Source organism: Pseudomonas sp. TMW22090, from assembly GCF_022496665.1.
In the GTDB taxonomy this organism is placed as follows: Bacteria; Pseudomonadota; Gammaproteobacteria; order Pseudomonadales; family Pseudomonadaceae; genus Aquipseudomonas; species Aquipseudomonas gregormendelii.
Genome location: NZ_SCFH01000008.1, coordinates 162,989 through 175,395 on the forward strand (window position 1 = coordinate 162,989; position 12,407 = coordinate 175,395).

Sequence of the window (12,407 nt, forward strand, 5' to 3'; positions counted from 1 at the left end):
AACCTCACAAGACTAGTCTCCTCGCCATTGACTCAAGCGCTCGCTCCCGAATCGGAGCGACAACAGAGGCAACCTGCGCCATTGGTCGCCCCTCAACTTGCAGATCAGATGATACGACCAGGACAAAACACTGTTCGCGCGCCACGTCTTCCAATGACTCAAGTCGCTGCAAAAGCTGGCGAGGATTTTTATAGTCAACAGAAATAAGTACTGCAGTAGGCAAATTGGCAATCGCGGCATCCGCACGTTCAAGCGTCTCAAAATCATGCACAAAACCAAATTGGCAAGGTGAGTCCTTCAGCAATAATGAAAGCCGCTCCGCAACCCCGGACGGCGCAACAAACTGCTCAATGCCTGCTGCAGCCAGGCGGATTACGAGATCCCTCAACCCCTCTCCGAAATGCTCATCCAGAGGATGCACAACGCTTACGCCTGCGACGAAAGCATGAGGTTTGAAAAAGCACGGCTCCGACCAACGAGCCTTCAAGCCATGGAACGTGACTTCCTGCGGGGGAGTAAACTCGTTGCGCCGGCAAAATTCGCACCGTCCGCATGGATCGACGATATTCGAGCCCGCCTCGACTAAATCAAACGTTCCAGTAAGTATGCAATTTGGTTCGCTTCCATCTATTAAGCAACGAAAGTGTTCAAGGTCTTCACGAGATGCTTGCTGCTCCGCGTCGCGAAGCGCTATCACTGGCACCCAGCGCAGGTCCGTGGCTAATGGCGACTCCAAAAGCCAATTTGCTAGGAGAGTAATCCGCCATACAGGCATCTCAGCGCTATCTTCCACCACATCCACTTGCAATAGCCCGCTACGCTGCAGCAGGTTGAGCAAACTCATGTTCCAAAGCCGGTGGTAATCCCCCTTAATGTCGCCCGATTTATTCCGGCCGGCGTCCAGGACCATGGCAAACCTTGGCTCCCCAGTTTTTTCGTCTGGACTGGAAGTCTGTGCATTAGCTAGTAATGTTTGCCACCGTGATGCCAATAGCTCAGGTGTCAACCAACCGGAGACAGCCTGCCGCCGCGCCAATCTCCAGTCATTATCACTGCCGGCGCTACCAACCCACAGGATAACGGCTAGTCCCTGATGTCCGTCGCGGGAAGCGCGACCAATCTCCTGATAGTAACGTGCCGGGCTTTCAGGCACGCAAGCATGGACCACCGCTCGGACATCGCGCTTATCTATGCCCATACCAAAGGCCGACGTCGCCACCACCAGATCGAGTCGGTCGGCCAACCAATCGTCAACAACCCGCTTACGCTCTCCCTCGCTGCCCATTTCACCGGTATATACCGCCAGGCGCTTGTAACCCCTCTTTGCTAACGTATCTCCAAGTTCGAGTGCATCGGTCACCAAGGTCGTGTAAACCAGGGCCGGACGCGGGAGGCGATCCACCAACTCGATTACCCGTCGCATCCGCTCCTGCGCATTTGGACAACGGTAGGTGACAAGATCGAGTTCATAACGTGGCACGCGGGCGTCAATAGCGAGGAAACGTCCAGAAACTTCATAGGCACGAATGATCTCGTTTCTCGCTGCATCGCCAATGGTGGCAGAAAGCAGAATCGTTCTAATCTCAGGACTAGTCTTCCGGAGCATATGAACTAATCCGGGTAAGCGCTGAAAGTCAGGCCGAAAACTTCGCCCCCAACTCTCGATAATATGGGCCTCATCTATAAACACACCCATCAACCGAGCATTTAGACCAAGAGGCTTGTCGGTCGAATGGCGCGATGCCTCTATCAGCACCTGTCTCACACTTGTACTTAAAGCCATCTCAGGCGATAAAAACAAAAGCGGTACTTCGCCACGCCGGAAAGCATCAAGCAGCGCTCCCCTTTTTTCACCCGATAGCTCCGATACTAACGCGGCGCTCCCTTTAAGCCCGGGATGGGTGGCAAAATGGCTTGCATGGGCCAACGCCAGTGCAACCGTTGGAACAATCACAACCGCACACGCCCGTTCCAGCCCCATCAGAGTGGTTTGCCACCATGCGGGGGCCAACTCAAACAGCAAACTCTTTCCTGCGCCTGTTGGCATCGTCACCAGCAAGCTAGCCCCACTGGGCATACAAGCTAGGGCTTGTATCGCTGCCTTTTGGGTTGGAGTTCGGTAGTGTAGGTAGCGTGAAAATCGCAGAAGTAGAGCATCGGCCACAGCAGTCTGATAAGGCTGTCGCAGTGACACATCTAGCTGCAAGGCCTCATCGATACATACATGAAGCGGATCATGATCTTCCTTCGCATCGAGCAGCAACACTGGCTGACTCTCGATACCGCCAAGACGCAACCCGAATCTGCTCAGAAACTCCTGATCTCCTGGGTGCAGCGCTTCACGGCTTACTGGCAACCGCCCCCCCACCAGCCGCACAGCCTCCTGCCACAGCGCACCACGGTCAGCTCTGGCCTCAGCGGCTTGAAGAGCTTTGAAACAACGCAGTAGGCTTCGAAAGCGCCAGCACTCGCTCTCAGAAACCGCCTCGGCAAGCGTGGTTTTACAGACAGCAATTGCCGTTTCCATACTCTGTGCTGTGGCTTTGAACACTACATCTAAATCAGACATATCAACGCCAAGCCTTCTATTTCGGTAATAGGCTGCCTCACACTTTCCAGCAGCGCCTGGCGTGCTTCGAGGTCGATTCGTGCTTTGCTAGCGGTCTCTGCGGATCCTTGCTCGGCTTGCCATTTAAGCCAGCCGAGTTCAGATCGCAGATATCCCTTCAATTGCTCTACTCGGACCGCAGCCACATCACGCTGACGCTGGGCAATGACGGAGCGTGCTAGCTCAGCGCCCTGCGAGAGCGCAGAGAAAAGGTCCGCTAAATTCGGCAACTCCGAGAGTTGCTCGCGCTTAATCGGAATGGTTCGGGGTGGCTCAGATGGGGTAGTTAAGAGCTTTCGAACTGAGGAGTTTGTTACAACAGCCGCACCCGGGTCCCGCCCCGGTAACAACGCGACCAATTCGGGTATCACTTCCGGCCAATAGACTGATTCTGCCCGCAGCGCCAACCCTGCGGTCATGCCGTCCTCGGCCCACAGTGCCTCGTTGACTCGCGTTTTCACCAGCACATGCAGCAGCCAAGTCCCTTTGAACTTGGGTTCGAATGGGATGGCAAAAGCCGTAACCCGGCCGAGGTCATCACTGCTAAGTGAAGCAAGCATGCTGTCGATCAGTTGATGACCAGGCCCAAAATATTGAAGGTTTTCATGTGCTAGTGCCTGTGACCGATTAAAGGTGCCTTGGAGAAAACCTCCATGGCCACTGGTTAGCCCTGGCAGATCTACCCGGAGGTCATCCTTTTCCCATTTAAACTCGACAGCACCGCTTTCAATTCGACGCGTACGTAGACCAAGCCGGCGCGCCCAGCGGGTCACAACCTCCTCAGCCAGTTGTGAATCACAGGCCTCATCCAAATGCTGCGCTTGCACTGTCGCAAGATCGAGTTGAGGCTTAGTAGCGTCCCAAGAGAGCTCAAAAGCCTCGTCGGTGGCTGCCAGCGCTTCATCAACACGAGCAGACAACTGGGGCAACAAACCTCTAAGTACCTGCGCACCTTCGCCGTAAGCGATGGCCATATCTCTCTGCAAGCGGGGCAAGATAAATTCAAGACCGCCCACTGAGCGTTCAAACACTTTGAACACCTCAACATGGACTGCAAGCAGAGCCTGCTCCGCCGCGAGCGGGCCAGTTAGGGTGATGGAAATCACTGGGCGATCCGCCGCTCGACCGATCCGATCAAGGCGCCCAACCCGCTGTTCAATCCGGGCAGTGGAAAGAGGCAGATCCAAATGAACAACGGCACTAGCATTTTGAAAGTTACGTCCTTCGCCCCCCAGCTCATCGCTAACGAGGAGCCTGCATTTCGGATTATGCTGGAAGACGAAGGCCACCTCAGCCAAATCTGCCTCGGGCATTTCGGAGTGAAATTCCTGAATTTCGCTTGAACTTAAGCATGCCCGAAGAATGCCCACCACCTCCTTCACAGCCTGGGCATCCTGAGTAAAAACCAGGACTTGATGCGAGGCCTCTTCGGCCAAGTGAGTCTCAATCCAACGGACCGCAGATTGAATTCGTTCACAAACCCCTGTTTCCAACCAAGCTTCAGCCAACGGGACTGCGATGTTCAACCACGCCCTCTCAGCTTCAAACGGCGGAGTAGCTGCCAGGATCCGATCGATGATCAACTGCTCCTCGCTTGGACCAGGATCAGATAGAAGCCAGTCTAGGCTGCACTCGTTTCTATGGTTGACTCTATCGACTCCTAACGTAGTCAGTGCCTCCTGGCGCTTGCGTAGAAACGCTAGTGCGTTGTCAGCCGTACTTGTAGCGAAGCGCCAATACAAAGATCGCAGCGCGACCGAAGCCAAGCCATCGCCAACCGGCAACGCCTCCATGTGCCCAAGGAAGATCGCCTCATCGCGAGATGGGGCGTATTCAAGTTGGATGTGCTGGCGAGGCGCCCAATTAAGGCCCAATTGCCGCAAGGTTTTTCTTCGGTTGCGAATTACTCGGTGATCCAGTCGGTAGAACTCCTGGACGTAGGCCACCAGTTCCATGGCAGCGTCGGCGTTGCCCGCGCGCAACCGGTCTATCATCCCACAAGCGTTTGGATCATCGGGCAGAACTTCCACCCATTCCTCAGCGAGGAACTCCAACGAGTCTTGGTCTAGTTGCCTGCCCTCGGCCCTGGCTGACTCCAGAATATTTGCTGTAAAGTTCAAGCGGTCCCAGATGCTCTGCTGCTGAATCTGTCGCTGCTCAAGCATTTCGCCATCTTCCGCTTTATAGACGTCCGGAGCGACCAGCGCCAGAAGCCCTACCAGACTTGCAACGTCGCGCTTGGAAGGCGTTGCTGAAAGTAGCAATACTCCCCAAGCGTTGAGCGCTAGTACTTCCAACAGGCTGTAAATAGGTGTTCCCGGAGGAAACTGGTGAGCTTCGTCGATTACGACAATATCCCACTCTTTGGCGCCCAAAGTCCTGGCAAAGACAGGATCAGTCGTGAGCGCCGTACTCGATACAATTAGCCTCCGTTGCTCCGCGAGGGTTGTTAGTTCAGTTCCGGTGGATGATAAAAGTCGGTTGGCGTCTATATGGACAAACGCCCTCGCACCAAATTTCAGATAGAGTTCATTAAGCCATTGGCGTGACATGGACCCCGGAGCAATGATGAGGATGCGTAATTCAGGATTTTGTGTAAGCAGGGATTGAAGAACCAAGCCGGCTTCAATGGTTTTGCCAAGCCCAACCTCGTCGGCAAGTATGAAACGAGGTAAACGATCCCACAAGACGCGGCGTGCAGTATAGAGTTGATGTCCAAGAGGTCGGACTCGGGCCCCCAGCATCGCAGGCAAACCACTGGCCCCCTCACACCAAAGAGAAAAAACATCTTGAAATGCCCATCTCGCAAAATATTCTTTGGGCTGATACCAATTGAATGAGCGAATAGAGGTCAGGGGATCGCCCTTGCCTCCAATAGGAACAAACTGGCCTTCAACCAAAACCAGTTGAACGCCATCTGCCTGTCGAATTAGATAAGAGAAGAGGCCATCATCATTAGGTTCACGTCGCTCGACAACGATACCGAAGGATACCTTTCTAGGATGGTTGGGATCGGGATACCGTACCTTTGCACCCGAACTGACGGCGAACCTGAATAATGGCTGAGCCCGAAATGAAATGAGAAATTCGGTTCGCTCGGTATAAGAGAAAAGCCTGATCTGCCCCCTATCTGCACTCACCAAGCGACAGGTTCCTTTTTCGGGCAAATTTGGAAGGCTCACCAAAGCGCCGACTGGAATTTCCTTTTGATTAGAATCCTGTGGACCCCGATCCTTCCTATCCAACTCCATGACTACTCCATATGAACCGCTGCGCCAGCGCTCGACGCTAGCCTCGAATACCATACTTTTTTTGCGAAAACCTCGTTGGCATCAATGATAGTCAGCCAAATCGAAGAGGAAACTAACAATGCCTGCGAACTACCAATTTTTCGCTGCAAAGGCGATATCGTGATGGCAAGATTTCGTACATTCCCGCGTCAGCGGTTCGACATTTAGCGAATATCCATCCTTGACTGCCTGGATCATGCAACTGTCCTAGCCTAACTCGTGCTCTCGGGGGTACCTATTCTTCCTTACCGCGCCAGACAATCTGGGCTAACTGGAAATAATGCCACTATGATATCAGCGGAGAAAATTCTACGCAGCGCGCAATTACACCCACGCCTATCGATCGAACGACTAGATCCTGCTTGAGAATCGAGAGAGTATTAATTTTTTTGTGGGGGTAAATGTGGGGGTATTTTTCAGACATGAAAAAGACAAACCTTTTCAGATTAGGCTAAGTCATTGAAAAATATGGTCGGGACGGAGTGATTAGAACACTCGACCCCTAGCACCCCATACATGGGGTAGCCGGATATTAGCGCTCACATCGGCGATGGTCAAATGGGCGGCAAAGGTCGCTGTCGGATGCTAATCCGGTCCTGGCCGCCCCCCGACGCGGCGTCGACGCCAAAGACCAGGTCGGCGCAGAAGCCTGCTGCGAGCACGAAGACATCGTAGTCATCGACCGCCATTAGCGAGTCGTTGCCGTTACCGCCGGTGATGGTGTTGGTCAACGGGTTGTCGGCACCGGTGAAACTGCTGCCGGTGTAGGTGAGTTCCTAGACGTTGTTGCCGAGCAGGTAGCAGACCAGGCTGGTCTGCAACAGGTCGATACCCCCGCCTGCGGCTTCGTTGACCCCATCGCCGAGATTATCGACCACGAAGGTGCCGTTGCCGGGACCGCCTTTCAGCGGGGCTTCGCTGAGCCCGCCATTGAGGCGGGCTTTGCCGCCCAGCCCAAGCAGGACATTGTTGCCCTCCGTGCCCCCAACATCACCGGGCGAGTCAAGACTGTCTCAGCCGACCAGGCCCACCCTGGACTTCGTCGCCGGCTATACCGTCGGCGAAAGCCAGTCGCTGTCGGAGTTGAACCAGCGTAACTACTACAGTTCGACCGGCCTGGATACCAACATCCCGCTGTACCGCGTTGCTGGAGTCAGCGTCCTCAGCCGCCATGCAAGCGCCAACAACCCAAAGTCCAGGACAAACTCAACTCCACCTGTCAGGAAGTCATCACCGGCACCACCCGCGAGTATCGCGGCGTGCAAATCGGCGCCCTGGAAAGGCCGTGGCCTCCAACAAACGCTCGCTGCTGTCGAATCGCATTGACTTCGTGAGGCATGCACAAAAGGGCGGCTCATGGCCATCATTCACCATTCGCGGTAGGATTGCCGCCCTTTCAGGGGATGCCCAGCGCAAGGATTCGCCAACGATGATCAGGAACAAAGCTGTGAAGGTCGCAGTTACCCATTTCGAGGCGCTGCTTGCCTCGCAACGGATGCCACTGGCACTGGACACCTACCAGCGTCCCTACGTCTGGGGCAAGGACAAGGTTCAACAGTTGCTCAAGGACCTGCACGAGTTTAAGTTGGAGATGGCGAACGGACTCGACTACTACATGGGTGCGTTGCTCATTCACCAGGACCGCGCACGGAACAGGCAATTCGTCATTGACGGGCAGCAGCGCCTTACAACGCTGTGCATTCTCTACCATGTGCTGCATGGCACGCTGCCAACCGGGGCCGACTTTGCCTACCGGTCACCGGAGTCGGTCAACAATATCCAACAGGCCCAGCGGATCATCGAAGCCGAGGGGTTAACGAATGACTGCAAGGCCCTGTTCCAGCGCATCATGTTCAGCGTGATAACGGTACCCAACGAAGACCTGGCGTTCACCTTCTTCGATAACCAGAACAGCCGCGGCGTGCCGCTGGGCGCCGCGGACCTGCTCAAGGCTTTCCACCTGCGGGCCATCGAGGGCGAGCACCGGGAGAAACTGCAGGCACGGTTCGCCGGGCGCTGGGAGCATTGGCAGAAACATGACCACTGCCAAGGTATCGCGGGTGACTTTGACGAGTTACTTTTCGGCAAATTGCTCTGGCGCGGCCGGCGCTGGCGTGGTCAGAAGGCACTTCAGGAAGAATCCCGGGACGGCGTGATCAATGAGTTCCAGGCAAATACCCTGCGCCCTGACCAAGGGAACCGGCTGGACATCTCGCCCGCGCCGCTCGCCTATGCTTCGGCGCAGTTGCTGGTCTCCCGGGCGGGCAATCTCAGGTTGAGCCGCGGCGCCTTGCCCGAGCCGGACGACATCGCTGCCCTGCCCTTTTCCCTACGCCAGCCGATCCAGCGCGGGCTCGGTTTCTTCCTGTATGTCGAAAAGTACGCCGCCCTGGTCAACCAGCTTTTCGGCATCTCGACGCAGGAGCGGGCATTCCGGCAGTTCTACAGCGCGGTGACCCTACGCCTCTCGCCGTATCTGCGTGAGCTCTTCTGCCTGGCGGTGGTGATGTTTGTCGATCGTTTCGGTACCCGCGACCTGCTGCGCTTCGCTCTCAGCCTGGACTTTGTCATCGGCGCCATCCGCATCGAAAAGAGCTACATCTTCGCTGCAGCGGTCACCGTCTACCTGCGCGACGCGTCGCTGAACCTGCTGGATGTCATCGCCCAAGCCTATACCCCGGACGAAGTCATCGGTTTCCTGATGTCCGACCCACGCGCCGCGGCCATCTATGCGGCCGAAGAAATCCAAACAGACTCGACGGTACGCGGACGCTACAAGGCCGCGGTGTTGGCGTTCTATGGCAAGGAAGGCAAACTGGCCGGGCGTGAGGCCTGGATCAAGGAGCAATGCGCATGACCATACAATCGCACGCCATCACGTTGCGGCAGATCACCGAGCAGGGCATGTTCTTCCGGATCCCGGTGTTCCAGCGCCTATATGTCTGGAGCGATGAACAGGTACGCACCTTGCTGGAGGACCTGTGGGCCGCGTATGAAGAGCGACGCCCCATCGTCTACTTGGGCGGCATCCTCGTGATGCCCCGGCACCAGAAAGGCTCGACCGTCGAATACGACCTGATCGATGGCCAGCAACGCTTCACCACCTTGTGGTTGTTGGCGCTGACCTTGGGCCAGAACCTCAGACCGTTCCTCGCAGGCGAACACGAAGGCGGGCTTCGCCCGCGCCTGGGTTTTCCCATCCGGCCGGACATCGACAAAGCGTTCAGGGCCATCTGCACCTCCGGCCAGGCACCATCTGTAGAACATGACAAGATCGACAACGCGCTTGGGATCATCGAGGAGTTCAGGAACAGGCATGAGAACGCCGAGTTGGCTGCGTTCAGCGAATATGTGTTGAACAGCTTGACCGTGGTCATGACCCAGTTCCCGGCGACGATGGACCTCAACAAGGTGTTCGAGGTGGTTAACAACCGAGGCGCGCAGTTGCAGCACCATGAGATTCTTAAAGCCAGGTTGCTCCAGCACATCGATAATAGCGCCGAGCGAGAGCGGCATGCCGCGCTGTGGGAGGCTTGCGCCTACATGGACGACTATGTGGAGCGCAATCTGCACCGGATCACTCGGCTCGATGTGCACCACCTGTTCTCGAATGCAGATGCAAAGCGCGATGACGAGCAACTGGCCTGGTCGTCCCGCGTTCTGCAAGCTCTGCGCGATGAGTTCTCCACCACCCGCGCCGCCCCCCCGCTGGCCCTGAGCGAGATCCTGGCCGGCAAGGCGGCTGCGCCCCCCCAGATCGGTGGCGAGCACCTCGAAATATTCCAGGGCACGCGCAAGGTGCGCAGCATCATCAGCTTCTCGATGCTGCTACAGCACGCGTTGCGCATATGGCTGCACGAGCAGGGTGAAGCGGACATTCCCAGGATCAGCGACAAGGACCTGCTGTCCCTGTTCGACACACATTTCCTCAAGCCGTCCTGCCCGGGCTCCAAGGTCCGAAAGTTCATCGCCCTGGTGTGGGAAGTGCGCTACTGCTTCGACAAACATGTCATCAAATGGGTGGAGGTCGATGGCGAAGAACACCACCTCATCCACAACATGCACAAGCGGCAAAGTCCAGCCGCTTCGGGCAAGGTCTACACGACGTTGTTCCGGGAAGAAAGCAGCGATCACGAATTCGCCTTGCTGCAAAGCATGCTCTACCACTCGCAGCAGATCACTACTCACTACTGGCTCACTCCTCTGCTGGCGTACATTCGTGCAAATCGAACGGGCCGGGCCAGCTACCTGCAGCAACTCAAGCACCTGGATAACCACTTACTGTGCACTAGCGACAGCCGGCCATTGATCGAACGCAGCCATGTCTTGCTCAACGATGACGTGGCAACCTTGCCGTTACTCGACCCCAATATGGTTTTGGGCGCAGCCTTGGGCCTGAAGTTCGCGCATTACTGGTTCTACAAGCTGGAGTTCGTCCTCTGGAGCACCAATGCCGCACAGTTGAATAACCAGCAGCGCGCCCAATTTAGGATGACGGCGAAGAGTTCGATCGAGCATATTTCGCCGCAGACGGCACAGGACGTCGACCTCGATACCGTCTCGGACCAGGTACTGGACACCTTCGGCAACCTGGCTCTGGTTTCGCGGGGCATCAACTCCGAATACGGCAACAAGCCGTTCAACGAGAAGCGCCAGCACTTCCAAAACCGGAACAGGGAACGCGTCGACTCGCTGAAAATGAAGCTGATCTACGCCCACAAGCAATGGGGTGACGCGCAGGCCGCGCAACATCAACAGAACATGATCGATGTGCTGGCCGGTTATCTTGCTAGTCAAACCGCTCGCCGATGACAAGCTGCCGGGTATGTTCACCAGAACCGTTTGATTGAGCCACCGGAACGCAGTGGACCGGGGCGCATTTCAGCCGTGCTTTTTCTTGACCTGCGATGCGAGTGGGAGCAATGCAAAATTTTTAGGAACTGAAAGCACCGCATTAGAGCCAAGGCAAAATGTTCTTCGCAGATCCGAATAGCCTATGAGGGCATCGAAAAATACTCCTAAGCCTCGACTGGCCCCTTTGGGACGGGCGCCAGCCAGCCAATACTGACAACCTGGCATCCGTGCTCGGTCCGCAGAGCCCCCCTGAGTCGAGACGCCGAGCACCGGCATTGAGGCTTACACGCCGCTTTCGAAAGACGCCAAAAGACTTTGGTCTTATGCCCCACAGGTAGATGGCATATTGCCCGCAAAATGAGTAGCATCGACGCAAACTTGATGTTTGTCAGTTGAGATGTAGAACAAGGAAGTCTCATGTCCCAAGCGAAAATTACTCTGCCCAGACTGTTCGCGTTGTCACGCCTGATCCCCACCTCAACGCATCCAGTTCCGTACCCACTCGCCAATAGCGATATCCAGGATCAGGCCTGAGGGTTCCCTGTGGACATCCCTCAGTGACGCGCACCATTTTCATCTCACCGGGCGTCATGCGATGTAGGACGCATCGGCATGGATGCTATGCCCATCCATTTCATAATTCTCAAGGAGTCTTGCCATGAGCAACACCCCATTCGACCCGTCGAAATTCACGGTGCCGAAGGCCAAGCCGCTCCCGGTCATTCTTCTGCTCGATGTCAGCGCCAGCATGAGCGGAGATAAGATCCGCAATCTGAATGATGCAGTGCGCGACATGCTGCATACGTTCCGTGGCACTGAATCCAGTGAGACTGAAATCTGGGTCTCGATCATCACCTTCGGATCGCACGTCAATCTGCATCAATCCCTGGCCAGTGCCGGCGATATCCAATGGCAAGCACTTTCCGCCAGTGGCACCACGCCGCTCGGCGTAGCGCTCGACATGGCGAAAGCGATGATCGAAGACAAAGATGTCGTGCCATCACGTGCCTACCGTCCCACCGTTGTGCTTGTCTCCGATGGGCAGCCGGACAGCGGCTGGAAGGAGCCGCTGAACAGGTTCGTCAGCGATGGCCGTTCCGCGAAATGCGATCGCATGGCGATTGCCATCGGTGTTGACGCTGACAAGGCGGTACTCGGCCAATTTATCGAAGGCACGCAGAACGATCTCTTCTATGCGGAGAACGCCAAACAGCTACGGGACAGATTCAAGTTCGTCACCATGTCGGTGGTGATTCGTACGAAGTCGCAGACGCCTAATACCCTGCCGGCCGCGAGCGAGATCGAGGATCGTCAGGCATCGCTGGAACCACAGCCACAGAACACTTCAGATGACGATGGGGGCTACTGGTAATGGCACAAGCAATCGGAGACCCGGACGAACTGGAGCGATTCGCGTATGCGTTGCAACAATTCATCGACTCGCTCAACGACTCAGTAGGCACACTGGACGGTGCATTCGCGTCGCTTGGTGATAGTTGGCAAGACGAGAAGCGCTTGCAGTTCGAGGAGGATTACCAGTCGCTCGTTCAGCAATTGCATCAGTTCAGTGCACATGCAACGGAACAGGTGCCGTATCTGGCCGCACTTGCTTCGCGTCTGCGCGACTATCTGCAGAGCTAGGGAGCTGGGTCGCG

The 12,407-nt window shown here is 56.0% G+C and carries 7 protein-coding genes and 1 pseudogene; 5 read left to right on the forward strand and 3 right to left on the reverse strand.

Annotated features, from left to right (window positions below):
- Positions 1–4 precede the first annotated feature (4 nt).
- From EQV97_RS21955 to EQV97_RS21965, 3 genes are all read right to left on the reverse strand, one after another.
- Positions 5–2,569 (reverse strand): DEAD/DEAH box helicase, encoded by a 2,565-nt coding sequence (locus EQV97_RS21955; protein ID WP_240889963.1) that lies wholly within the window; start codon positions 2,567–2,569, stop codon positions 5–7.
- Entirely contained in the window at positions 2,557–5,859 is a 3,303-nt protein-coding gene (locus tag EQV97_RS21960) for an SNF2-related protein (RefSeq protein ID WP_240889971.1), read from the reverse strand. The genes EQV97_RS21955 and EQV97_RS21960 overlap by 13 nt, the downstream gene beginning before the upstream one ends.
- A gap of 593 nt (positions 5,860–6,452) precedes the next feature.
- Positions 6,453–6,629 (reverse strand): hypothetical protein, encoded by a 177-nt coding sequence (locus tag EQV97_RS21965; RefSeq protein ID WP_240889973.1) that lies wholly within the window; start codon positions 6,627–6,629, stop codon positions 6,453–6,455.
- 295 nt (positions 6,630–6,924) lie between these two features.
- On the opposite strand from EQV97_RS21965, the pseudogene EQV97_RS21970 reads away from it, so the two are divergent.
- The 5 genes and pseudogenes from EQV97_RS21970 to EQV97_RS21990 all read left to right on the forward strand — a co-directional run.
- Positions 6,925–7,255 (forward strand): annotated as a pseudogene (locus EQV97_RS21970) (channel protein TolC); the annotation flags it as partial.
- 72 nt (positions 7,256–7,327) lie between these two features.
- Positions 7,328–8,755, forward strand: coding sequence for a DUF262 domain-containing protein (locus EQV97_RS21975; RefSeq protein WP_240890099.1), 1,428 nt, complete (start codon positions 7,328–7,330; stop codon positions 8,753–8,755).
- The gene (locus EQV97_RS21980; RefSeq protein ID WP_240889975.1) at positions 8,752–10,710 is read left to right on the forward strand and encodes a DUF262 domain-containing protein; all 1,959 of its coding nucleotides are present in this window, start codon (positions 8,752–8,754) and stop codon (positions 10,708–10,710) included. Before EQV97_RS21975 ends, EQV97_RS21980 begins: the two co-directional genes overlap by 4 nt.
- Positions 10,711–11,410: 700 nt before the next feature.
- Positions 11,411–12,124: a VWA domain-containing protein gene (locus EQV97_RS21985; protein WP_240889979.1), complete on the forward strand. Its 714-nt coding sequence runs from the start codon at positions 11,411–11,413 to the stop codon at positions 12,122–12,124.
- The gene (locus EQV97_RS21990) at positions 12,124–12,393 is read left to right on the forward strand and encodes a WXG100 family type VII secretion target (protein WP_088235354.1); all 270 of its coding nucleotides are present in this window, start codon (positions 12,124–12,126) and stop codon (positions 12,391–12,393) included. Before EQV97_RS21985 ends, EQV97_RS21990 begins: the two co-directional genes overlap by 1 nt.
- The last annotated feature ends 14 nt before the right edge of the window (positions 12,394–12,407 follow it).